Raw genomic sequence first — 23710 nt, 5'->3', positions numbered from 1 at the left:
CCAGTAAATGCAGAGTGATAGTAGCTGAACGTGGAAACACTGTCATCTGTCGGATTTTCAGGGTGTGTTGCTGAGCAACCTGGTTCCCGGAAATAAAAAAGGGGTGCCTTTTCAGGCACCCCTTTTGCGTTCGCTCAGCGTGTGTTATTTGCTGTTGACGAACTCCGGATAGGCTTCCATGCCGCACTCGGACAGATCAATACCTTCGTACTCTTCCTCTTCACTGACTCGCAGGCCCATCACAGCTTTGATGATGCCCCAGACTACCAGACTTGCCAGGAATACCCAGGCGAAGATGGTGATAGCGCCAATCAGCTGGCCGCTGAAGGTGGCGTCGGAGTTAGTGATGGGAACCAGTGCCAGGCCGAGCAGGCCACATACGCCGTGAGCAGAGATTGCGCCGACAGGATCATCGATGCGCAGCTTGTCCAGCATGATAACACTGAATACAACAGCGATGCCGCCCAGAGCGCCCCAAAGGGTTGCGATCAGTGCAGTGGGTGTTGAAGGTTCTGCAGTGATAACTACCAGGCCCGCAATGGCGCCGTTGAGGAGCATGGTCAGGTCAGCCTTGCCAAACAGTATGCGACCTGTGATCAGTGCTGCGATCGCACCGCCGGCTGCTGCTGCGTTGGTGTTAAGGAATACCATGGCAACTGAGTTGGCACTGGCGATATCGCCCAGTTTCAGCACGGAGCCACCGTTGAAGCCGAACCAGCCCATCCAGAGGATGAAGGTACCCAGAGCCGCCAGCGGCAGGTTGGCACCAGGGATAGCGCGGATTTCACCGTTAGGGCCATATTTGCCTTTACGGGCACCAAGCAGGATAACACCGGCAAGTGCAGCAGCTGCACCAGCGAGGTGAACGATGCCTGAACCAGCAAAGTCGCTAAAGCCAAGGTCGCCCAGGTTGTACATACCGAAGACGTCGTTGCCGCCCCAGGTCCAGGAGCCTTCCAGTGGGTAGATTACGCCGGTCATTACGACAGCGAAAACCAGGAATGCCCAGAGCTTCATGCGCTCGGCAACCGCACCAGAGACAATCGACATGGCCGTGGCCACAAACACTACCTGGAAGAAGAAGTCCGATGCTCCAGAGTAGATAGAGCCGCCTTCGAAGCCATCTTCACGGGAAGCGAAATCGCCCAGTACTGAGGTGGGATCAGTGTTTTCGATGCCAGCCAGCAGCAGGGAGCCGTCGTACATGATTGCGTAGCCACACACCAGATACATGATGGAGGCAACGGCAAAGAGTGCGACGTTCTTGGTTAGAATTTCCGTGGTATTTTTTGCTCGTACCAGCCCTGATTCGAGCATGGCAAAGCCAGCGGCCATCCACATTACTAGGGCGCCGCATACCAGGAAATAAAAGGTATCTATTGCATACTGCAGGTGAAAAAGATTGTTTTCCATAGGATGCCCTCCGCACGAGGCACTTCAAATTGGTTTTTTTTGCGTTGGCAGTTAGGTGGTCAGATCAGGATCAGACCGCTTCTTCGCCTGTTTCGCCTGTCCGGATCCGGATAGCCTGTTGCAGTTCGGTCACGAAAATCTTGCCGTCGCCAATTTTCCCGGTATTGGCTGCTTTGGTAATCGACTCGATTACCTGGTCCAGCAGGTTGTCGCCAATGGCAACTTCCACTTTAACCTTTGGCAGAAAATCCACTACATATTCCGCGCCACGATAAAGTTCTGTATGACCTTTTTGCCGCCCGAAGCCTTTGACCTCAGTGACGGTTACGCCTTGTACGCCTATCTCGGAAAGTGCCTCACGGACATCATCCAGCTTGAAAGGCTTAATGATCGCTGTCACAAGTTTCATTGCTTTCTCCTTGGTAAAACCGTCTCAACGTGAGAGCCCAACGGCCAGTTGTTGAGTTCGGGGTGCTGCCGCTTCGCACGTCAATTGTGCGGATTGCGTACGAGAGCTATAGCACCGGGTATGCCAACGCAAAAAAATAACTCAAAAACAATATCTTAGTGTGTTTCCGTGGTGCTTGAACTCAAGTTTGAATGTCAGCTTTTGCACCAAAATAGTGCGCCACACCATCTCGTGAACCAGATCGGAGCAGGCCCGATAGAATGGCAGGACTATTATAGTGCTTACCGCACACAGTATGGCAGGGCTGGCGGTGTGATACACTCCTGCAAACCGGCTGCGGGACTATTTTTTCTTTTGGTTGACGCCGGGCATTTATTTGAACCAGTGAGGTGATTCGTGAAAGGTCCACAGGATATATTCGCCCAGTTACAGGGGCAATTCGGCCAATTTGTCCCGGATATGGCGCGTGCTGCGCGCGAAGATTTTGAAACCCAGGCGCGCGCTACGGTTATGGCGGTTCTGTCGCGGCTGGAGTTGGTAACCCGTGAAGAGTTTGATGCTCAGCAAGCGGTGCTCTTGAAAACCCGCGAGAAAGTCGAGGCCCTTGAAAAGAGAGTGGCTGATCTGGAGCAGTCTCTGAAAACCCAGTAAACTTGGGATGTTCCCGGCAGGAAGCCGGAGCGGTCGGGTTGTCCCGGCACCTACTGATTTCTGAAACCATGGAAGGTTGTTATGCTTGCAGTTGTCCACTCCCGTGCCAGCATTGGAGTTTCTGCACCAGAAGTCACCGTTGAGGTTCACCTCTCTGGCGGCCTGCCCGCGCTTTCCATCGTTGGCCTGCCAGAAACCGGCGTGCGTGAAAGCCGGGAAAGAGTGAGAAGTGCCTTGCTGAATGCAGGCTTTGAATTTCCCGCCCGCAGAATAACAATTAACCTTGCTCCTGCTGACCTGCCCAAAGAGGGCGGACGCTTTGATTTGCCAATCGCTCTGGGTATTTTAGCCGCCTCGGGGCAGATTCCGGCGGAAAGCTTGTCCTCCTGTGAATTCCTCGGAGAGCTCTCTCTTGATGGTGCACTTCGACCGCTCAAGGGCGTTCTGCCAGCCGTGCTGGCCGCGCGCAGAGAGGGGCGGAGGTTGCTGGTGCCCCAGGCCAACGCAGACGAGGCTTCACTTGCGAGTCAGAATGATGTGTTGGCCGCAGGTCATATTCTTGCGGTCTGTGAACACCTGTGTGGCCGGGGGCAACTGGTTCCTGTGCAGCGAACTGCGCCGGAATCTTCTGTCGCTTCCGGCATGTTGGATCTTGCTGATGTGCGTGGCCAGAGTGTCCCGAGGCGAGCGCTGGAGGTAGCTGCGGCCGGCGCTCATAATCTTTTGTTTTTTGGTCCTCCGGGTACAGGCAAGAGCATGCTGGCTGGCCGCTTGCCCGGCATTCTGCCTGATCTGACCGATGACGATGCCATGGAAGTCGCCAGTGTGCACTCGGTTGCGGGATTGCCATTGAGAGAGGGAGGCTGGCGCCAGCCTCCGTTCAGGTCTCCACATCACACTGCCTCGGCGGTGGCTATGGTTGGGGGTGGCAGTAGCCCCAGACCCGGAGAAATCTCCCTGGCACACCGCGGTGTTCTGTTTCTTGATGAGTTGCCGGAGTTTGAGCGCCGCGTGCTGGAAGTACTGCGAGAGCCCATGGAAACCGGAGAAATTTCCATTAGCCGGGCGGCTCGACAGGTTAATTTTCCTGCACGGTTTCAGGTCGTTGGCGCGATGAATCCTTGTCCATGCGGTTATAGTGGTCACCCCACCATCGAATGCCAGTGTACGCCTCAGCAAGTCATGCGTTACCGCTCAAAAATTTCGGGCCCTTTGCTGGACAGGTTTGACCTGCACGTAGAAGTGCCGGTGCAAGGTGGCGATGTATTGATGCAGTCTGGCGGTGACGGTGAGAGCAGTGCGGTGGTGCGGAAACGGGTGGCGCTTGCCAGGGATCGCCAGGCGCGGCGGGGTTGCGTTAATGCCACCTTGTCCGGACGCGAGTTGCAGGAAGCGTGCAACCTGGACCGGTCCGGAGAAAAACTGCTCTCCGGCGCCATGGAGAAATTAGGGTTATCTGCCCGGGCATTGCACCGGATTCTGCGCGTAGCCCGAACCCTGGCAGATCTTGAAGGGAGTGACGCCGTGGCTCACCGGAACCTTGTGGAAGCTCTCGGATACCGTCAGCTGGATCGCCAGACGGGGAGCAGTTCTGTGGTCTCCGCTTGATCCCTCCTACTCTGGTAAACTGTGTCCAAATTCCGTTAATCAAACCCGCAGCCTGCGGATAAGGATTGCAGATGACTGACAAGAAAGATCCTCGCAGTGATTCCCCTGTGACCACACGTCGTGGAATTCGCAGTTTTGTGCTGCGTCAGGGGCGTATGACTGAGGGGCAGAAAAAAGCTTATGAACGCAGCTGGCCCAGATTTGGCCTGACCCGTGAAGACGGCATGATTGATCCGCGCCAGGTTTTTGGCCGGGAAGCCATGCTCAATCTTGAAATCGGTTTCGGTATGGGGCGTTCTCTGGCGGAGATGGCAGAAGCTGCGCCCGAGCAGGATTTTATCGGTGCAGAAGTGCACTTGCCCGGTGTTGGGGCGCTGCTCAAGGAGATCGAGGATCGCGGCTTGGAGAATGTTCGTGTTTATAACATAGATGCGAACGACGTTATCGACCTGTGTTTGCCGGATGCCTGTCTGGATCAGGTTATGGTTTTTTTCCCGGACCCCTGGCACAAAAAGAAACACAACAAACGCCGGCTGGTTCAGCCCGGGTTTGTTCAGCGTATCCGTCACAAATTGAGGGTGGGTGGCATCCTGCACCTCGCCACAGACTGGGAAAACTACGCAGAGCACATGCTTGAGGTGATGGGCGATGCGGAGGGGTTCGCCAATACTCAGGAGCAGGGCGGTTATTCACCGCGGCCTGAATATCGTCCGGTAACCAAGTTTGAGAAGCGTGGAGAGAATCTGGGCCATGGTGTATGGGATCTGCTGTTTCGCCGCACCAACTAAACCATTGGTACATGCTCTCTGAAGTCCTGGTTTTGTGACCCGGCTCAGCCAGGCGCCAACGGATGGCGCCTGGCTGCCCGGATAATTACCAGCCCTGCGATGCCTAAAGTCAAGGCGGTAAACTTGGCAAGGGCGCTTAGAGTGGCGGCAAGGCTGATGGCATCCGTAGGCGCATCCAGGTTATTCAGAAGCAACACGTTTTCTGTTACATCGGCCAGGCCTGCGGTTATAAACAGTGTCCGGATCCAGCGTGCGACGTTGCGTTCGCGAACGCCTGGCCTGTCCAGAGTGCAATGCCGCGTCAGCATTATCAAGGTAAGGCAGTAGAGGGGGATAAACAGGAAGTCTACCCACAGTGACAGTTTTGCCCATCGCAGCCCTTCGGCCCCCCAGCTTTGTACAATGGCCAGCGCCTGCTCGGCGTTCCCCGCCAATTGGTAGCTGACAATACCCTGGTGTGCTGGCCCGGTTTTCAGCGGCTGATTGATCACCAGTAAGGCTGCCAGCAGAACCAGAGTTGCGATCAGCCCGGCTTTCAGGCTTTTAGGTAAGGCCGATAATCCCTTTTCCGTATCCATTACAGAAAACGCTCCAAAAGACTGTTCAGGTACCTTTGCCCCAGGTCTGTTGCCTGAAGCCGGTCATGAACCAGCAATTTATCTTCTCGCAGCTTCCCAAGTTGTACCCCAACGGATGTCAGGGGTAAACCCGTACGTTCATAAAAAAGGCTTTCATCCACACCTTTTCTCAAACGCAGTGCGTTCATCAGGAACTCCAGAGGGAGTTCTGCTGCCTTAATGTTGTCGTTTCCGGCTGTGCGACTGCCGATTCTGTTCAGGTAGGCGTCAGGTTGTCGCGTTTTCCAGTAGCGTCTGATTGTACCGTCTGGCAGGCTGACTTTACCGTGACCTCCCGCGCCCAGCGCCATATAGTCCCCGAATGACCAGTAGTTCAGATTGTGTCGCGAGGCTTTTTCCTCACGGCACCAGGCTGAAATTTCGTAGTCGCTGAAGCCTTGCCGGTGCAGATATTCGCTGCCGCCCTGGTATATTTCCCAGAGCTGGTCGTCGTCTGGCAGGTCTGGTGGCCGGCTGTAAAACTCCGTATTGGGTTCCAGTGTCAGCTGGTACCAGGACAGGTGCGGAGGCTCATGGCCCATGGCTGATTGAAGATCCGCAAGCGCCTCCTCGGGGGTCTGGCCGGGCAGGCCGTGCATCAGGTCCAGGTTGAAATTATCAAATCCGGCTTTTTTCGCTGTATCAATCGCACGATGTGCGGCTGCGCTGTCATGTATGCGGCCCAGAGCTTTCAGATGTACGGGGTTGAAGCTTTGTACGCCGATAGATAGCCGGTTGATGCCGGCGTCACGGAAAGCCTCAAACCGGCCTTCTTCCAGGGTACCCGGGTTGGCCTCCAGTGTAATTTCCGCGTTCTCTGCGAAAGTCAGCCGACTGGAGAGTCCGGCGAACAGCTTTCTGTAAAAATCACCGCTCATCAGCGAGGGTGTTCCTCCGCCAATAAAGACTGTTTGGACAGGTCGCTCATCTGCGAACGCAAGATCCTGGTCCAGATCTTCAAGCAGAGCATTCAGGTAGGCGGATTCAGGGATGTCGTTGTGGACAGCGTGGGAGTTAAAGTCGCAGTAGGGGCATTTCCGCACGCACCAGGGCACATGAATATACAGGCTCAGAGGTGGCCTGACCGGTGCCGGAGTGGGCGTTGTCACTGGCGTCAGGACTCCGGCCTGAGCTGGCTCATAAGTAATTCCAGCGCCCGTCCCCGATGGCTTATGCGGCTCTTCTCGCCCCGGGTCAGCTCAGCGGCGCTACAGTTCTTTTCCGGGCAAAGAAATATCGGGTCATAGCCGAATCCACCCTCGCCTTGCGGCGCCCTGAGAATAGAGCCAGGCCATCGGCCATGGCACACAATTGGTGTAGGGTCATCGGCGTGGCGAAGGTATACCAGCACACAATGAAACTGTGCGCCGCGCTGGCCGTCTGGAACATCTGTCATGGCTTTTAGAAGCGCGTTCAGGTTGTCGAGATCGGAGGCGCCGGCACCGGCGTAACGGGCCGAGCGGACTCCGGGGGCACCGCCAAGCGCGTCGACGGCCAGGCCACTGTCGTCAGCCAGTGCCGGCAGGCCGGTTTCCCTTGCTGCGTGGCGGGCTTTAAGAATAGCGTTCTCTATAAATGTGACCGCAGGCTCTTCGGCTTCGCTTACACCAAGTTCGCCCTGAGCAACCGGGATCAGCCCCAGTGGTGCCAGAAGATGGGCGAATTCGCTGATTTTGCCTTTGTTGTTACTGGCTATGACGAGTTGCTCAGACATGGTTCGCTCAGTCGCTGAAGAGAGTGTGGGCAAATCGTACCGGTAAATCCTGGCTATGACCGGTAGGACGGGCAGTGATATTGAATGTCAGCAATTCTCCCGACGAATACTGGTACTGGGCAATAAAATAGACAGAGTCGCCTTCCTGTATTCTGCGGAATGCCAGAAACTTCACCTGCTGGATATCGTTTGAGACTTTGCCTTCCACCTGGCCTGATACGGGCTTGAGGATGCCGTTTTCGTCCTCCTGCATGATGGCGATGTTGACGATACCAATGCCTCTGCTGCGTTGCAGCTTATTGGCTTTTGCTGTTTCCGGTGTCAGGAAGGTGCTAGGTAGTACGCTCCAGTGCACCTGATACTCTCCGAAATCCTCAGAGCCGGCGTGAGCTGGAACGCTGAGCAGGGCGGCAAGCAACACAGTTGTCGCCACGGCAAGAAGACTGTGCAGAGCTTTGTTCATCATTATATTTTCTCCCGGGAAATACGGTAGATGGCGATTTCTCCCAACAGGTTTGGCCAAAAGCGAGCCAGCCAGTTGTTCTGATGCTGGCCATCCACTACACGTCTGCTTTTGATGCAAATACCTTTCTGGCGGCACAGGGCCTCAAAATCCTTGAAGGTACATAGGCGTATATTGGGGGTGTTATACCATTTATACGGCAGCGCGTCGGATTCCGGCATGCGACCGCTGAGGGCCAGTCCCCAGCGCAGGCGCCAGTGAGCGAAGTTCGGGAAGGTAACTATGCCCTCATTGCCAAGGCGGAGCATTTCATCCAGAACCTTGTCCGGTCTGCGCACTGCCTGTAGCGCCTGTGTCATCAGAACAATGTCGAAGCTGTTGTCTTCAAAGTTGTCCAGCCCCTGAGTATCAAGGTTCTGTTCTATTACTGAAACGCCACGGTTCATGCAGGTAGTGATGTGATCCGGGTTGATCTCAAGGCCGAAGCCGCTGGCATTGCGTTCCTGCTTGAGGAAATCGAGCAGGGTGCCATCGCCACAACCAAGATCCAGAACGTGATCGCCGGGCTTTACCCATTGTTGAATGATTTCCAGATCAGCTCTCATGCCCCGACCTCCCTGGCAACACGATCCATATACGCGGTGAAAATATCAGTGTAGCGCGGAGTTGGAATCAGGAAGGCATCGTGGCCCCAGGGTGCATCAATCTCCGCATAGCTGACTTTCCGGCGGGCGGAGATCATGGCGTTTACCATTTCTTCAGATCTGGCTGGTGTAAAGCGCCAGTCAGTGCTGAATGACAGCACCAGAAATTCACAGGTGGCCTTGGCCAGGGCTTTTGACAGGTCGCCGCCAAACTCGAAAGCAGGGTCAAAATAGTCCAGCGCCCGGGTCATCAGCAAATAGGTGTTGGCATCGAAAACCTCAGAGAAGCGTTCACCCTGATAACGCAGATAGCTTTCCACCTGAAACTCAGCATCGTAGCCAAACTTGTAGGCCTGGTCTCTTAGCTCACGGCCAAATTTCTCACCCATGGAAGCGTCGGAGAGGTAGGTGATGTGGCCTACCATCCGGGCCAGCATCAGGCCGCGACGTGGCAAGGTATTAAAATCATAGTACCGGCCGTCATGGAATTCCTGATCTGAGGTGATGGCCTGGCGCGCTACCTCGTTAAATGCAATGTTCTGCGCGGTCAGGCGTGGGCTTGAGGCGATTGCCACGGAATGTCTAAGGCGGCCCGGATAATCCAGACTCCATTGCAACGCTTGCATGCCACCGAGAGAGCCGCCTACTACGGCTGCCCAGCATTCAATGCCCAGGCGATCTGCCAGTAATGCCTGGCTCTTCACCCAGTCACTGACTGTAACAACCGGGAAGTCGGGGCCATAAGGTTTGCCCGTAGCCGGGTTCACAGAGTTTGGGCCAGTGCTGCCGTGACAGCCACCCAGGTTATTGAGGCTGACAACATAGAAACGGTTGGTATCTACAGGTTTGCCCGGCCCTATGCAGGTGTCCCACCAGCCAGGTTTGCGATCACCTTTGGAGTGGTAGCCGGCAGCATGGTGGTTTCCGCTCAGGGCATGGCAGATGAGCACAGCGTTGCTGCGATCAGCGTTAAGTTCGCCATAGGTCTCAACCACCAGATCATAGTGTTCCAGTGTTTGTCCGCACGCCAGTTCTATTGGCGTTTCAAAATGATAAGTCTGCGGGGTGACTATCCCGACAGAATCCACAGGTAGGGAATCGGGCATCGGCGCGAAAGGTTCCTGGTTCGGTCCGTTAGTAACTGCGTTGCTGGCCAGGGTAAAAACCTGAACCAGCAAGGCAGTTTAATGGCGGGCCGTCATGGCTGCAACCGACAGGACTTGAGGCAACTAGATAGCGCCAGAGATATTGACCACTTTTTGCTGGATCAGGGTGGGGGCAGGTTTGCGGATTTGCCGCTGCATTGCATCCGCCAGTTCCAGTTGTCTGCGCAAATCGCTGATTGTATGGCCAAGCCGTTCACGCTGGACACGGCAATCGCGATCGCTTCTCACCATGTCCCGGAGGCGCCGTATCTGGTGCTCCAGCAATTGTTTCTGCTCCATGGAGTACTGCATGATCGGTAGCAGTGCTTCTGACGGCCAGCGCTCTACATCTGCACGTACGCGGGCATGGAGGGTTCGGGCTTCGCTAACCATTACATTGAAAAAGCGTTGGACCAGAACGGATTGCTCGGTAAGCAGGTTCTTGGGGCTGGAGCGGAAGCGGCGGGCTTTCTTACGCAGCTCTCTTACGGCAATCACGTGGCGGCCAGCACGCAGCGGAATGGGCTCAAGGTGGCGGGCACGCGTATCCTCGTTATACCGGCGATAAATTGCGCCCACCATTTTTTCTGCAAGACGCCCTTCGCTGAGAAGATTGGTGAAGTCGCTTTCCAGAAGCTCGAAAAACTGATCCATGGCGTTATTCATGCCTGCAGTAGTCCAGCTTTTCGACATGCTTTGACGGATGCTCCGGGCATGGGATTCAAACCGGTCTTCAGATACCAGTTTTTTCAGCATTTCACCCTGAGACCCCATCAGCCGGCGGCTCGAGCGCAGGGTGATCAGTTTCTTGTAGTAAAAGTCGTAGTCTTTCTGGGCGCGATCGGCCAGCCTGGTGAGTGCTTCTTTGTCCATGGTGGCGCCGGAGCAGGCCAGGGATTCTTCTTCGAGCGACTCCAGGCGTGTCTGCATCGCTGCCTGACTGTTCTGCAACATGCCGAGCAGATCGTTGATCAGGCTTTGAGTGATCAACTGTTCCTTGTGCATCAGTATGCGCTGGATAATCAGTTGCTCCAGATTGCCGATATTGGAGCGGTTGAACAGGCTGTTATCGTTCCTGACTCTTGCAGTCAGGCCCTGTTTTGCGGACAGAGGTATTACGTCCTGTTGCCGGATGCCCAGATGATCTGCTGTATATCCACGAACACGCTCAATGGCATCGTTGGTGTGCTTCTCGCCCTGAAGGTCGTCCCAAAGCACATCTATCTTGTTCAGTACCGCAAAACGACCGGCGCGATGGTCGGCGTGGGTTGTATCTATGTACTCTTTCCAGATGGTCATGTCGCTGGCGGTAACGCCTGTATCTGCACTGAGTACAAAAATGATGGCATGAGCCCTTGGCAGCATGCTTATAGTGAGCTCGGGCTCGGATCCGAGAGCGTTAAGGCCCGGGGTATCGAGAATGCGCAGCCCCCGTTCAAACAGCGGGTGACGAATACTGATCTGGGCATTACGCCAGGCCGGGATCAGAACATTTCCGGGGTTGTTGCGGTCATGCTCAAGCATGCCTTCTTCAAAACCCAGCTTCCGTGCCTGCTCAGGAGTAACGCTTTTGACCCGGGCTACTTCACCCAGAATTTCGCGCATGATTTCCGGGTCACGTTCATCAAGGCTGTGTTTTACCCAGCGTTCAGGTTGTTTTCGCAGTTTCTGTAAAGACAGGTCCCCCGTGCGGGTTTCAATGGGGAGCAGGAGCAGATAGTTTTCGTTGGCATTGCGATCAAAAAACAGCTCGGTCGGACACATGGTTGTGCGCCCGGCCTGGGAGGGGAGCATGCGCTGGCCAAACTCTGAGAAGAACAGGGCGTTTATCAGTTCCGTTTTGCCGCGGGAGTACTCGCCGACAAACGCAATAGTAAGCTCGTCCTCAATAAGAAGTTCCAGGCCATGACGTATCCGCGTGCTGATGTCGTCTGAGAACAGGTTGTTGTCCTGAAGCCATAACCGGTAACGGCCGATCTGGCGGATCAGCTCTTTTTTCCAGTTGTGGTATGCCTCTACCTGTTGAGTCAGATTGCCCTGATGATTCATCGGATTTTCCTTGTACACGACTTCAGGTCTCCCCTGGCAAGCTAGCCGGGATCCACGTGATATACGATTAATTAATTGCCGTTAATACTAGCGTGTTTGCGACGATTTTGTGGCGGGGTGTATTCAGGTGTGTGTCTGTTGTCGACATGACCACAATAAAAAAAGCCGCAAAATCAATGGTATGAGCTTGCGGCTTGCAGATTGGGCTTTTTGTGGAGAACTGTTACAAATTGTTTGTTTGTGACGAGGTTTACAGTCCCAGACCGATTGAGCCTAAACCGGCCGAGATTTTCATATGGTCAACAACCACTGAAAGAACGTTCAGAATCAGGAAAACAATAATCGGTGACAGGTCGAGCCCTCCCATAGAAGGCATCAGTTTGCGAACCGGGCGCATAACAGGCTCTGTGATCTGTGCCACCAGCTGGATCGCAGGGTGTCCGCTGCCGGGAGCTATCCAGCTGACGACGACAACTGCAATAACTGACCAGAAGTAAATTTTTATGATCAGATCAAGAACATTCAGTACTGCCCAGACCAGCAGGATGATCGGATTGAATGACGGGATGCCTCCATTCAGAGCAATAAGAATCAGAAAGAAGGTGATCGCCTGAATGATGACTGCCAGCACCAGTGCCGCGCCGTCAATCCCGCCCCAGCCAGGAATGATGCGGCGCATAGGTCTGAGCAAAGGGTTTGTGGCTTTCACTGCAAACTGGGATATGGGGTTATAGAAGTCGGCCCGGGCCAGTTGCAACAAAAAACGCAGCAGTATGATTGTCATGTAAAAGGTGGATGCGATCAGCAGGATCGTAATCAGGATGTCTGCCAGCATGAAGCCGTTTCTCCGTTGTCAGTGACTGTTTTACTGTTTGCCTGCCAGTTCTTTGGCCATTTCTTCCGAGCGCTTGTAAGCAGCGTTATACGCTTTTTTTACCAGATCGCGCAGGCCGCCTTCTTCAAAGGTATTAACTGCCCGCTCGGTTGTGCCGCCCGGAGACATCACGTTTTTCTTCAGTTGAGCCGGATCGTGTTCGCTTCTGGCAGCCATTTCGGCTGCGCCTGCCATGGTCTGAATGGCGAGCTGGCGGGCTGTTTCCGGATCTATGCCGGTTTCGGTCGCAGCCGTCTCAAGGGCTTCCAGCATCAGGAAAAAATATGCGGGGCCGCTTCCCGAGAGTGCAGTCACGCCATGAAGCAGAGCTTCATCTTCGACCCACACCGCCATTCCAATGCCTTCGAAAACCGATTGCACCATTTCTTTCTGGGCGCTGCTGACGCTTTCGTTGGAAAAAAGCCCGGCAGCCCCTTTGCCAACCAGAGACGGGGTGTTTGGCATGACGCGGACAATTGGCAGGCCACCGCCAAGCCATTCATCAAGTGTGTCCGTGCCGAGACCTGCAGCGATTGACACCATTAATGGGCGGGTGTTCTGGGCGATGGGTGCTATGTCGCGACAGACATCGGCCATCACCTGGGGCTTCACCGCGAGCACAACCATGTCTGCCTGTTGTGCGCAGTAACGGTTGTCTGTTGTCACACTTATCCCGAAACGTTTGCGAATGGACTGCAGGTGGCCGTCGTCTGGCGCGCTTGCCCATATATTGGCGGCTTTGAATTCGTTATCCAGCATGCCGCCAATGATGGCGCTGGCCATATTGCCTGCACCTATAAACGAAATGGTTGGTGATTTGCTCAAGGTCTGCTCCAACGGTTATTCGGTTAGATATCCGGTTTCGATAATAGCAGGAACCGGTCAATTCAGCTCTTCCGGGGCCGTGCGCCGAAAATGGCCGTGCCGATGCGCACCCAGGTGGCGCCCTCTGCAATTGCCATTTCGAGATCGCCGGACATGCCCATGGATAAAGTATCCAGAGGTCCGGCCTCCGGATAATTCTGCCGCAGCTCTTTCAGGGTGCTGGCAAGCTTGCGGAAGCTTGCTCGCAGAGCGGATTCGGTCTGTTCAGGGTCGGGGATCGCCATAAGTCCACGCAGGGAGAGACCTGGCAGCTGGCTTATTTCTGTAACCAGTTCCGGCAGGTCTTCTGGCCGGCACCCCGCTTTACTCTGTTCATTATTAATGTTGACTTGAAGGCATATATTCAAGAGAGGCAGGCCGGTTTCTCTCTGTTCGCTGAGGCGGCGGGCAACCTTCAGCCGGTCAACGCTGTGTACCCAGGAAAAAGCTGAGGCGATCTGCCGAGTTTTGTTGGACTGTATCGGGCCAATAAAGTGCCAATCGACACCCGTCAGGTCGTTGAGGGCGTCAATCTTGTCGAGGGCTTCCTGGAGGTAGTTTTCTCCGAACGCTCGCTGGCCTGCAGCCACGGCTTCTCGCAGCTCCTCCGGTGAGCGCGTTTTACTGACTGCCAACAGGCTCACAGAATCGGGCTCGCGGCCTGCCTGCAATGTTGCTTTTTGTATGCGTCGGGTTACGGCCCGAAGGTTGTCTGCTATGCTGCTCATATTATCAAATAGTCGCGTTTGGTCCGCCTGTTCGTTGACGACACGTTACTCGCAGGTCACTGAAATGCCAAGTGATCGTAGCCGGGCAGTGTCAGACAGACGCTACCTGTGTGAAAGATAAGCCTTCCGAGGACCTCTATGGATATTACTGAACTGCTTGCCTTTTCGGCGAAACAGGGTGCGTCAGATTTGCATCTTTCTGCTGGCCTGCCTCCGATGATTCGTGTTGACGGTGACGTCCGTCGCATCAATCTACCGCCCCTGGAACATAAAGAAGTTCATGGGTTGATTTATGACATCATGAACGACAAGCAGCGCAAGGACTACGAAGAATTTCTGGAAACGGACTTTTCTTTTGAGGTGCCGGGCGTCGCTCGTTTTCGTGTAAATGCCTTTAATCAGAACCGCGGGTCGGGTGCTGTTTTCCGTACCATCCCCTCGAAAGTACTGACAATGGATGACCTCGGCATGGGCCAGGTGTTCAAAGACATTTCTTCGGTCCCCCGTGGCCTTGTGCTGGTGACCGGGCCAACCGGTTCAGGTAAGTCTACTACGCTGGCGGCGATGATGGATTACATCAACGACACCCGCTATGAGCATGTTCTTACCATCGAAGACCCTATCGAATTTGTACACGATTCAAAGAAATGTCTGGTCAACCAGCGGGAAGTGCACCGGGATACCCTTGGCTTTAACGAGGCTTTGCGCTCTGCGTTGCGGGAAGATCCCGACATTATTCTGGTGGGTGAGTTGCGGGATCTGGAAACCATCCGCCTGGCACTTACTGCAGCGGAAACCGGTCACCTGGTTTTCGGTACTCTGCATACCACCTCAGCGGCAAAAACCATTGACCGTGTAGTCGACGTATTCCCAGCGGAAGAGAAATCCATGGTTCGCTCCATGCTCTCCGAATCACTGCAGGCTGTTATTTCCCAGACGCTCATGAAGAAAATGGGCGGAGGCCGGATTGCGGCACACGAAATCATGATTGGTACGGCTGCGATCCGTAACCTGATTCGCGAAGACAAGATTGCCCAGATGTATTCGTCGATCCAGACCGGTGGCTCGCTGGGTATGCAGACTCTGGATCAGTGTCTTGAGCGCTTGCTGCAGAAAGGGCTGATTTCCCGTGATGCTGCGCGGGCCAAGGCGAAAATGCCGGATAATTTCTGATTCCCGGCTTTTGGCGGGTCGTTGTACAAAAAGAATATAGGTAATTAAAAATGGAATTCGAAAAGCTGCTTCGTCTGATGGTCGAAAAAGGAGGCTCTGACCTCTTTATCACTGCAGGTGTTCCGCCCAGCATGAAAGTGAACGGCAAGGTACTGCCGGTTACCAAGAACGCGTTGACGCCAGAGCAGACCCGGGAGTTTGTGTACGGCGCGATGAACGACCGGCAGAGAGCTGAGTTTGAAGAAAGTCACGAATGTAACTTTGCAATCAGCGCCCGGGGCATTGGACGCTTCCGGGTAAGCGCTTTCTTTCAGCGCAACTTGTGCGGAATGGTTTTGCGGCGGATTGAAGTGAAAATCCCCCAGATTGATGATCTGGCATTGCCAGAAATCATTAAAGAACTGGCAATGACCAAACGCGGCCTGATTATGTTTGTGGGTGCGACTGGTACCGGGAAGTCAACGTCGCTGGCCGCGATGCTTGGGCACCGCAACCGGAACAGCCGTGGGCATATCATTTCCATAGAAGACCCGATCGAGTTTGTGCATCAGCACCAGGGGTGCATTGTTACGCAGCGGGAAGTCGGAATTGATACCGAGAGCTTTGAAGTGGCGCTGAAGAACACGCTGAGGCAGGCTCCGGACGTTATCCTCATTGGTGAGGTACGTACTCGTGAGACCATGGAGTATTCGGTTCAGTTTGCTGAAACAGGCCACCTTTGTCTTGCCACCCTGCACGCCAACAACGCCAACCAGGCGCTTGACCGGATTATTCAGTTTTTCCCGCCGGAACAGCATAATCAGATCTGGATGGATTTGTCGCTTAACCTCAGAGCCGTCGTGGCTCAGCAGCTGATTCCGACACCGGATGGGAAAGGCCGCAAGGCTGTTATTGAAGTTCTGATCAATACCCCTCTGGTAGCGGACATGATCCGTAAAGGGGAAGTGCATAAGCTTAAGGCGTTGATGTCCAAGTCCAATGAGGCAGGCATGCAGACCTTCGATCAGGCCCTTTACCAACTGTATGCTGAAGGCTCTATTACCTATGAAGATGCGCTTGCTCACGCAGACTCGGCAAATGACCTGCGCCTGATGATAAAACTGGGTACAGATGCTCAGGGGGCAGACAAGTTGTCGTCGTCTGTAGACAAGCTGACTATTCAGGACACCTGACACGGAAGGCATCGACTAAAGTAGTAAGTAGTTAGGCTTGCAAATCAGTAGTTTTAGCATTTGAGGCTGCTAGGCATAGGTGCGTATACTCCGCCGCAAATTACAAAGGAGACACCTCTGTTATGAGATCCTCATTGCTTACACGCGCTGTTCGGCTGGCCACTTTGGTCGCAGTCGTTTCTGCCCCTGCCAGCGCTTTTGCTGGCGGTTTTTCCCTGAACGAACAAAGTGCAAGCGCCATGGGCACGGCTAACGCAGGTGCTGCTGCGAACCCGGAAAATGCGACTGCAGTTTTGTTCAATCCTGCAGGGATGAGCCAGTTATCCGGTACTAATATCTCGTTTGGTGCTGCTTTACTGGATATTGATGCCGAAGCCAAGAGCGATACCGTGCAGTCCGTCGATGCCCTTGGTCAGCCGGGAGCCTATACCGGCAACGGCGGCGACATTGCAGACCCGGCACTGCTCCCGAATGTTTATATTACCCACGAAATCAATGAGTCCATAGACGTTGGATTTGGTATCCACGCTCCTTATGGCCTCGCGGCAGATTACGAAGATGATTTTGCCGGGCGTTATCTGGCAGACAAGACCGAACTTACGGTGATTTCCTTCACCCCGTCCATTGCAGTTAATAATGGTAAAGGCCTGTCTATGGGTGTGGGCATTAATGTGATGTACGGGGAGGGTCGTTTGACCAGATACCAGGATGTCCGGGGCGCCGTAGTGAACTCAGCGCTTCAGGCCGCTGGCGTCTCCAGCCTCGATCAGTTGCCGGCGGCGCAGCAGCAGGCGATTGTGGCTGGGGCCAATGGTTTGGCGCAGCAGTACCCTGATACATACTCTGATGTAGAAGGCGATGACATTGCAGTCAATTTCCGTGTGGGCTTTCTCTATGAGTTATCTGCAGCAACACAGGTTGGTCTGACTGCACAGACTGGTACTGAGTTTGAGCTGGACGGGGATCTGGTAATCAGCCAGTTCCCTGGTGAGGCTATAGGGCTTTCGGGACCTGTGACTCTCTCTGAAAAAGCAGAAGTGCCCCTCGCAATTCCCGAGAGCGTGACTGTGGGTGTGCGCCACAGGCTTAACCCGACATTCACGATACTCGCCGGTGCTACCTATTCTCGCTGGAGTCGTTTTGAAGAGTTGGATGTGTTCAGTGCTGAAGACGGTGCGGGTCAGATTTCTCAGGTTATTCAGCCCGCCTCGGGTGACCCGATTACCCATGTGACAGAGAAGTGGGATAATAACTGGCAGTTCAATCTGGGTGGTATCTGGCAGGCAAACGAAGCCTGGGCGTTCAAGGCAGGTTATGCTTATGACCAGTCGCCGGTGGACCAATACGTTACTGCCCGCATCCCGTCTGAGGATCGTCACTGGCTGACGCTGGGGACCCAGTGGCGGGATCGCCAGAGTGGCTGGAAAATAGATGCTGCAGTCGGCACTCTGATCTTTGCAGATAATGCCAAGGTTGATGATCGTGAATACTCACACCAGCAGCCGACCGTGCCAACTTCCAATACCAATTACCAGGCCGAATACGAACTAAGCGCATGGAGTGTGGCTCTAGAGCTCAGTAAAGCTTTCTGATTTTCTGATGCTGTTCGCTGGTTTTGCGTTACCCGGAATCAGCCAACCAGATGTCCCCGGTACATCTTCTTGTGCCGGGGCTCCTCCGTGGAACTCCCTTCTTTTTGCTCACTCCTGCTGTCCATAACTGGTTGTCCCCGGTACATCCTCAATGTGGGGTGGTGCTCCTCTTCTTCTTCTTCCGTTGTGTTCAGTGCAGGCACCTGCTGTTTCAGTGCTTCCCATGTCTTCGCCAGGTGGGGAGACCGGGTTTTGCTTGCGTAATCTGCCAGCTGTTGTTCCAGGTTGGCCTCGTCGAAATGGAGTTTTACTCCAAATTCGGACTGGATCAGTCGCCGGCATTGATGTGCCAGTTTGAGCAGGGCAGGGTCGAACAGCCAGTTGCGTTCGCTTATCATCGGATTCATGGAAAGGCCTCAAATCGGAGTCACTACATAGGGTTTTACCCCTGACCCGGGTGCGTATGCAGTTTATGTGCCGTGTGGCAAAATCAAAGGTTTGCGAACAGCTGCGAGGTAAGCGTGCCCTGTTTTTGTGCGCGTCGTAATGAATGCGAACATAAACAGGGCGTTAGGTGTCGGCTTGATAAGGTTAGTGGGCCTGATCCCAGTTGTCTCCCGTGCCGGCTTCTACCAGCAGTGGCACCTTCAGACTGGCAGCCTCAGACATACGCTGCACCAGGCCCTTCCGGACGCTCTCCAGGGCATCTTCCCGGACTTCGAGAATCAGTTCATCGTGAACCTGCATGGTCATACTTGCATCATCTGCGTGATCTTTGCGTAGCCAGTTGTCTACCTCAATCATCGCCCTTTTGATAATGTCCGCTGCAGTACCCTGCATGGGGGCGTTGATGGCAGTGCGCTCGGCGGCCTGCTGGAGCTGTTTGTTGCGTGCATTGATTTCAGGCAGGTACAGGCGCCGGCCGAATAGCGTCTCAACATAGCCGTCGTCATGGGCTTGTTTCCGGATGTTATCCATATATTGCAAAACGCCCGGGTAACGCTCGAAATAGCGGTCGATATATTGCTGGGCTACTTTGCGTTCCACGTCGAGCTGGCGGGCCAGCCCGAAGGCCGACATTCCGTAGATCAGGCCAAAGTTGATGGCTTTGGCGCTGCGGCGCTGATCACTGTTGACCTCCTCCAGTGCCACACCAAAAACTTCCGCTGCGGTCGCTTTGTGGATGTCTTCTCCATGCTCAAACGCAGTTAGCAGGCCTTTGTCCTCGGACAAATGTGCCATGATCCTCAGCTCAATCTGTGAGTAGTCCGCAGCGATAAGCTTGCAACCTTTTTCTGCAATAAATGCCTGGCGAATGCGCCGGCCCTGCTCAGTGCGAACAGGAATGTTCTGCAGGTTGGGCTCCGATGAAGAAAGCCGCCCGGTGGCAGTGACCGCCTGGTGATAGGATGTGTGAACTCGTCCGGTACGATGATGGATCAGCTCTGGCAGAGTATCCGTGTAAGTGGATTTAAGCTTGCTCAGGCTGCGGTGTTCGAGAATCAGTCTCGGGAGTTCGTGCTCATGGGCCAGCTCCTGCAATACAGGCTCTGCTGTAGAGGGGGCGCCTTTGGGCGTCTTTTTGATGACCGGAAGCCCCATTTTTTCGTAGAAAATCACCTGCAATTGCTTGGGTGAACCCAGGTTGAAGTTCTCACCAGCGACTTCGTGGGCCTGCTTTTCCAGCTCGGCCATGCGCTCAGCCAGCTCCTGACTGTGCTGGCGCAAAGTGCTGGCCTTTATCAGGGTGCCGCGTTGCTCCATCCGGGACAGAACGGGTACAAGGGGCAGGTCAATATCTTCATAAACGGACTGCAGTTTGCCGGTTTTTGCCAGCTGGGGGCGTAATACCTGATGCAGGCGCAAGGTAACGTCTGCATCCTCTGCCGCATAGGGGCCCGCCTTTTCCAGGTCCAGCTGATTAAATGTGAGCTGCTTTGCGCCTTTGCCAGCAATGGATTCGAAGGTGATGGTTTCTTCACCCAGATATTTTCTGGCTAAAGTGTCCATGTCGTGTCGGGATGACACTGAATTGAGCACGTAGGATTCCAGCATGGTGTCTTCGGCGATACCTTCCAGGCATATGCCATGGTTGGCAAGCACGTTTTTGTCGTACTTCAGGTTCTGGCCAACCTTCTTGAGCTTCGGGTCTTCCAGCAGCGGTTTGAACTGAGACAGTACTTTCTCACGGTCGAGCTGCTCCGGCGCTCCCATATAGTCGTGACCGAAGGGTACGTACGCAGCCTCGCCAGCTTCTATAGCGAACGACATGCCTACTACCTCGGCACTCATATAGCGAAGGCTCGTGGTTTCAGTGTCAAAGGCGAACAGCTCTGACGTTTTCAGTCTCTCTACCCACTCGTCGAGCTCTTCTTGTTGGGTGATTACGCTGTAGCGTTTGGCTTGTGGAGGCGGAGGGCAGTCGCTGTCGGCTGACTCTGCGTCCCCTGGCTCGCTGGCGCTGCTGCTGGCTTCAGTTGCTTTATTCTCCAGCTCTGCGATCCAGCTCTTTAGTTCGTATTCCCTGAAGAGTTCGAGCAACTCTTCGTCGTTTTGCTGTCGCTCCTGCAGATCCTCCAGACCAAAATCCAGGTCCACATCCATCTTGATGGTTGCCAGCTCCCGGCTCAGGGGCAGGGTATCGATAGCCTCGCGCAGGTATTCGCCAATCTTGCCTTTAATCTCTCCCGCATGGGCAATAACCTGATCCAGATTGTCGTAGGCTTGTAGCCATTTCACTGCTGTTTTCGGGCCGCACTTGTTGACCCCGGGAATGTTATCAACCTTATCGCCGACCAAGGCCAGATAGTCGATTATCTGGTCGGGGCGAACGCCAAATTTCTCAACCACACCCTGCCGGTCCATCCGGGTATCGGTCATGGTGTTAATCAGCGTTACGTGGTCGCTGACCAGTTGGGCCATATCCTTGTCGCCGGTTGAAACCACCACATCTATGCCTTTGCTGGTGGCTTCCTCAGCCAGGGTGCCGATGACATCATCTGCTTCCACCCCCTCTACTATCAGCAACGGCAGCCCCATAGCCTTCACCATCTGGTGAATGGGGGCAATCTGCATCGCCAGGTCTTCGGGCATTGGTGGACGGTTGGCTTTATAGGCTTCGTACAACTTGTGACGGAAGGTTTTGCCTTTTGCATCGAACACCACAACCACCTTTGAGCCAGGGAAATCCTGCTCCAGGCGACGGATCATTGCGATAACACCTTTAATGGCGCCGGTAGGGTGATTCTTGCTGGTGGTCAGTGGTGGGAGTGCGTGATAAGCACGGAATAAATAGGACGAACCGTCCACAAGCACCACAGGTGGAGTCTTTTTTTCAGTCATGTCAAAACGGATCCGGATTCTGATTGAAGCGTGGGTTGGCTTGTGCAACTCTGTACTTAACTTGATGGATAAATAAAAGGGTATCACGAAAATGAAACGAATCGCCTGTTCCGCATTTCTGCTTGTCTGCGGCTTTGGGTCTGCGCTTGCACAGGAAAGCGGTGCCCTGGATGAGACTGTTGTAGAAACACCCAAAGAGCCAGTTGTGATTTCCGATTATCAGCCCTCAAGTGAGGGGCCGCAGATTGTTATCCGGCCGGGCGATGATGAGGTGTTTTACGAGTACCGCGTAAATGGACAACTCATGGAAATAAAGGTGGTGCCGGAAGTCGGCCCTGAATACTATCTGGTGCCTGCGGATGGTGGCGGCTGGATCCGGGAAACCGATTCTGACATGTTGATTCCGAGTTGGGTTTTGTTCCGTTGGTAGGCGTCCCCCCGGATCAGACCGGGTATTTGCAGAGTGCCGGTTTTTAGTATGAATATTCTAATTTTTGTCCGTAACCTTGGTTCAAGAACTTAAGAAAGGTTTTCACCTCTGAACTGATCGGGCCTGATCAGCAGCGAGTAGGGGAAAGCCTCAAGAGAACGTCAGTAAACCAAGGGGAAAGGACATGGGTAAGCTTAAAACATACCAGGAACAGCTTCAGGAAATTGTGGAGAAAGGCATCAATGCTGCTGAAGAGCAACAGAAGAAGCTGGCATCCAAGCCTTTTGACTATGCAGAGAAGCTTGAGTCAGAAGTGCGTGAATACAGTGTGAAAACCCTGCGCAGCCGTTACAACGGCTACAGTGACAGCCTCTTTGGCCAGTTGCGCACTCTGAATAGTCGCTTTGGTAACTTTGCAGCTGATCTGGTGGCAAAACTTGAAAAAGAAGCGGTTGAAGGTGCCGACGCTGTATCTGAGGTGGCAGACCAGGTTTCCAAAACCGCGCAGGATGCCAAGAAAACTGTAGCGGCCAAAAAGCCCGCAGCCAGAAAACCGGCCGCAAAAAAGGCAGTGACTGAGAAAGGTACAACTGCTTCAGCCTGATTCAAGGTGTGGGGCAGTAACAGCAGCGCGGAATTGTGCTGATGTTCAGGAAGGAGGGCCAGGCTGGACTTTGGCGCTCCTTCTTTTTTTGTATAGGGTTTTTCTCTTGGGCAGCCGGTTAGTCTGCAGTGTCTGCAGTGTCTGCAGTGTCCAGCGGCAATGTGCGGGTTTCGCCAGTAATCTGTTCAAGCCGTTTAACATCGGCTTCAAACGACTGGATCAGCGCATCGGTTTCCTGAGTTTGTCTGGCGATTTCCTTCTCGATATCGCGAATCTGTGATTCGAGCCGGCGGATTTTATCGAGGGTCGCCTCAGGTATTTTCTTTCCTGAACGTTCCAGGTTAGCTGCGCGACTTTGTTCATTGTCGAGCTGGGTTGAGATAACGGAGATGTTGCCTCGCTTGAGCTGAATCAGGCCTCGCAGTTCATCCAGCTTGCGATGCATGGCTCTGATGGCCTGATCCGGGTGGCTGAAGCGCTTTAGCAGTTGCGCGTCTTGTTCGCGTTGAGCTGCAAGTTCCTCTTGCCGCTGTTTTTCGGCTTCCCGAGCGGCAATTTCAGCTTCCGTTGGTGCTGGCGGAATGACCTCTACTACGCGGCCATTTGAATTGAGGATGTCATAGCCGCGCTTTGTGGCTTGCTGGGGGATGGTATTGCTGATCACAACCTGGCCGTTTTCGTCTGTGTAACGGTACATGCCCGCTTCTGCAAGGGTTGCTATACCCAGCGTCAGCAAGAGTGCAGTGGCCGTAGCTGAAAATGCAGTCAGGCGCTTGTGCATCAGTCAGACTCCGTAAAGTTTCCGGTAGCTGGCGACCTTCGCGGCATGGCCAGAAAACTCCGGGTTGGTTTCAAGGTAGTCCAGAACCTGTTCCAGACATATTATACTAACAACCGGGATGCCAAACTCGCTCTCTACTTCCTGTATGGCCGAGAGCTCACTGCTTCCCCGCTCCTGCCGGTCAAGAGCGATAAGCACACCCGCTGGCTCAGCCCCGGCGGCATGGATAATATCGATGGATTCGCGTATGGCCGTGCCGGCCGTAATGACATCATCGACAATAAGTACTTTACCCTGCAAAGGGGCACCAACAATACTACCGCCTTCGCCGTGATCTTTCTTTTCTTTGCGGTTAAAGGCAAACGGTTTGCTGTTGCCCTCACGGGCTAGCGCCATGGCAGTTACCGTTGCCAACGGAATGCCCTTATAGGCAGGCCCGAAAATAATGTCATAATTCAGGCCGCTGCGATCGATGGCTTCGGCATAGGCTTTGCTTAGCTGTAGAAGGTCATCCCCGGTATTGAACAGCCCTGCATTGAAAAAATATGGGCTGGTACGTCCGGATTTGAGGGTAAAATCACCAAAACGAAGTACGTTACGGCGAATGGCAAATTCAATAAAATTTTGCTGATAGTTGTGCATGGCAAGG

24 protein-coding genes are annotated in these 23710 nt (G+C 54.1%); 8 read left to right on the top strand and 16 right to left on the bottom strand.

Going from position 1 to position 23710, the window contains the following annotated elements; translation table 11 throughout:
• Nucleotides 1–144 precede the first annotated feature (144 nt).
• Together DS878_RS03185 and glnK are read right to left on the bottom strand one after the other, a co-directional pair.
• Nucleotides 145–1413: an ammonium transporter gene (locus tag DS878_RS03185; protein WP_113814495.1), complete on the bottom strand. Its 1269-nt coding sequence runs from the start codon at nt 1411–1413 to the stop codon at nt 145–147.
• 70 nt (nt 1414–1483) lie between these two features.
• Nucleotides 1484–1822 (bottom strand): P-II family nitrogen regulator, encoded by a 339-nt coding sequence (gene glnK / locus DS878_RS03180; RefSeq protein ID WP_071264623.1) that lies wholly within the window; start codon nt 1820–1822, stop codon nt 1484–1486.
• Nucleotides 1823–2218: 396 nt separating this feature from the next.
• Here glnK and DS878_RS03175 point away from each other — a divergent pair, with 396 nt between their 5' ends.
• The 3 genes from DS878_RS03175 to trmB all read left to right on the top strand — a co-directional run bounded on the left by DS878_RS03175 (nt 2219) and on the right by trmB (nt 4869).
• Complete coding sequence (locus DS878_RS03175) at nt 2219–2473, top strand: accessory factor UbiK family protein (protein ID WP_113814494.1); 255 nt, start codon at nt 2219–2221, stop codon at nt 2471–2473.
• Nucleotides 2474–2554: 81 nt separating this feature from the next.
• Nucleotides 2555–4081: a YifB family Mg chelatase-like AAA ATPase gene (locus DS878_RS03170; protein WP_113814493.1), complete on the top strand. Its 1527-nt coding sequence runs from the start codon at nt 2555–2557 to the stop codon at nt 4079–4081.
• Between the two features lie 71 nt (nt 4082–4152).
• Nucleotides 4153–4869: a tRNA (guanosine(46)-N7)-methyltransferase TrmB gene (gene trmB / locus DS878_RS03165; protein WP_113814492.1), complete on the top strand. Its 717-nt coding sequence runs from the start codon at nt 4153–4155 to the stop codon at nt 4867–4869.
• A gap of 44 nt (nt 4870–4913) precedes the next feature.
• Here trmB and DS878_RS03160 read toward each other — a convergent pair whose 3' ends face one another.
• The 10 genes from DS878_RS03160 to DS878_RS03115 form a co-directional block, all read right to left on the bottom strand.
• Nucleotides 4914–5447, bottom strand: a complete 534-nt coding sequence (locus DS878_RS03160) for a hypothetical protein (protein ID WP_113814491.1) — start codon at nt 5445–5447, stop codon at nt 4914–4916.
• Entirely contained in the window at nt 5447–6595 is a 1149-nt protein-coding gene (gene hemW / locus DS878_RS03155) for a radical SAM family heme chaperone HemW (RefSeq protein WP_261977569.1), read from the bottom strand. The genes DS878_RS03160 and hemW overlap by 1 nt, the downstream gene beginning before the upstream one ends.
• A 5-nt stretch (nt 6596–6600) precedes the next feature.
• Nucleotides 6601–7200: an RdgB/HAM1 family non-canonical purine NTP pyrophosphatase gene (rdgB, locus tag DS878_RS03150; protein ID WP_113814490.1), complete on the bottom strand. Its 600-nt coding sequence runs from the start codon at nt 7198–7200 to the stop codon at nt 6601–6603.
• A 7-nt stretch (nt 7201–7207) separates the two neighbouring features.
• Nucleotides 7208–7666: a DUF4426 domain-containing protein gene (locus DS878_RS03145; RefSeq protein ID WP_410003449.1), complete on the bottom strand. Its 459-nt coding sequence runs from the start codon at nt 7664–7666 to the stop codon at nt 7208–7210.
• A complete protein-coding gene (gene metW, locus DS878_RS03140; protein ID WP_113814489.1) occupies nt 7666–8268 on the bottom strand; it encodes a methionine biosynthesis protein MetW in 603 nt (200 codons plus the stop codon). Before metW ends, DS878_RS03145 begins: the two co-directional genes overlap by 1 nt.
• Nucleotides 8265–9413, bottom strand: coding sequence for a homoserine O-acetyltransferase (locus DS878_RS03135; RefSeq protein ID WP_113814488.1), 1149 nt, complete (start codon nt 9411–9413; stop codon nt 8265–8267). The genes metW and DS878_RS03135 overlap by 4 nt, the downstream gene beginning before the upstream one ends.
• Before the next feature lie 123 nt (nt 9414–9536).
• The gene (locus tag DS878_RS03130; RefSeq protein ID WP_113814487.1) at nt 9537–11501 is read right to left on the bottom strand and encodes a dynamin family protein; all 1965 of its coding nucleotides are present in this window, start codon (nt 11499–11501) and stop codon (nt 9537–9539) included.
• Between the two features lie 250 nt (nt 11502–11751).
• Entirely contained in the window at nt 11752–12336 is a 585-nt protein-coding gene (locus DS878_RS03125) for a YggT family protein (RefSeq protein WP_113814486.1), read from the bottom strand.
• 30 nt (nt 12337–12366) lie between these two features.
• Nucleotides 12367–13200 (bottom strand): pyrroline-5-carboxylate reductase, encoded by an 834-nt coding sequence (gene proC, locus DS878_RS03120; RefSeq protein ID WP_113814651.1) that lies wholly within the window; start codon nt 13198–13200, stop codon nt 12367–12369.
• A gap of 62 nt (nt 13201–13262) precedes the next feature.
• Nucleotides 13263–13967: a YggS family pyridoxal phosphate-dependent enzyme gene (locus DS878_RS03115; protein WP_113814485.1), complete on the bottom strand. Its 705-nt coding sequence runs from the start codon at nt 13965–13967 to the stop codon at nt 13263–13265.
• 138 nt (nt 13968–14105) lie between these two features.
• Here DS878_RS03115 and DS878_RS03110 point away from each other — a divergent pair, with 138 nt between their 5' ends.
• The 3 genes from DS878_RS03110 (at nt 14106) to DS878_RS03100 (ending at nt 17904) form a co-directional block, all read left to right on the top strand.
• Nucleotides 14106–15140 (top strand): type IV pilus twitching motility protein PilT, encoded by a 1035-nt coding sequence (locus tag DS878_RS03110; RefSeq protein WP_113814484.1) that lies wholly within the window; start codon nt 14106–14108, stop codon nt 15138–15140.
• A gap of 50 nt (nt 15141–15190) precedes the next feature.
• Entirely contained in the window at nt 15191–16312 is a 1122-nt protein-coding gene (locus tag DS878_RS03105; RefSeq protein WP_113814483.1) for a PilT/PilU family type 4a pilus ATPase, read from the top strand.
• A gap of 122 nt (nt 16313–16434) precedes the next feature.
• Nucleotides 16435–17904, top strand: a complete 1470-nt coding sequence (locus DS878_RS03100; RefSeq protein WP_113814482.1) for an OmpP1/FadL family transporter — start codon at nt 16435–16437, stop codon at nt 17902–17904.
• 38 nt (nt 17905–17942) lie between these two features.
• On the opposite strand, the gene DS878_RS03095 is transcribed toward DS878_RS03100, so the two are convergent.
• A complete protein-coding gene (locus tag DS878_RS03095) occupies nt 17943–18311 on the bottom strand; it encodes a hypothetical protein (protein WP_113814481.1) in 369 nt (122 codons plus the stop codon).
• Nucleotides 18312–18495: 184 nt separating this feature from the next.
• Nucleotides 18496–21246, bottom strand: coding sequence for a DNA polymerase I (polA, locus tag DS878_RS03090; protein ID WP_113814480.1), 2751 nt, complete (start codon nt 21244–21246; stop codon nt 18496–18498).
• 91 nt (nt 21247–21337) lie between these two features.
• Between polA and DS878_RS03085 the strand changes: the two genes are divergently transcribed.
• Nucleotides 21338–21676, top strand: a complete 339-nt coding sequence (locus DS878_RS03085) for a DUF2782 domain-containing protein (RefSeq protein WP_113814479.1) — start codon at nt 21338–21340, stop codon at nt 21674–21676.
• Between the two features lie 184 nt (nt 21677–21860).
• Nucleotides 21861–22280: a hypothetical protein gene (locus tag DS878_RS03080; RefSeq protein WP_113814478.1), complete on the top strand. Its 420-nt coding sequence runs from the start codon at nt 21861–21863 to the stop codon at nt 22278–22280.
• Nucleotides 22281–22398: 118 nt separating this feature from the next.
• Here the strand turns inward: DS878_RS03080 and DS878_RS03075 are convergent, their stop codons facing one another.
• Both DS878_RS03075 and pyrE read right to left on the bottom strand, forming a co-directional pair.
• Nucleotides 22399–23061 (bottom strand): DUF4124 domain-containing protein, encoded by a 663-nt coding sequence (locus DS878_RS03075; RefSeq protein WP_113814477.1) that lies wholly within the window; start codon nt 23059–23061, stop codon nt 22399–22401.
• A gap of 3 nt (nt 23062–23064) precedes the next feature.
• The gene (gene pyrE, locus DS878_RS03070) at nt 23065–23703 is read right to left on the bottom strand and encodes an orotate phosphoribosyltransferase (RefSeq protein ID WP_113814476.1); all 639 of its coding nucleotides are present in this window, start codon (nt 23701–23703) and stop codon (nt 23065–23067) included.
• Between the last annotated feature and the right edge of the window lie 7 nt (nt 23704–23710).

The organism is Marinobacter sp. F3R11 (assembly GCF_003318275.1).
Lineage (GTDB): Bacteria > Pseudomonadota > Gammaproteobacteria > Pseudomonadales > Oleiphilaceae > Marinobacter.
The sequence above is the reverse complement of the archived record's forward strand: the minus strand, read 5'-3'. Positions and strand labels throughout refer to the sequence as shown.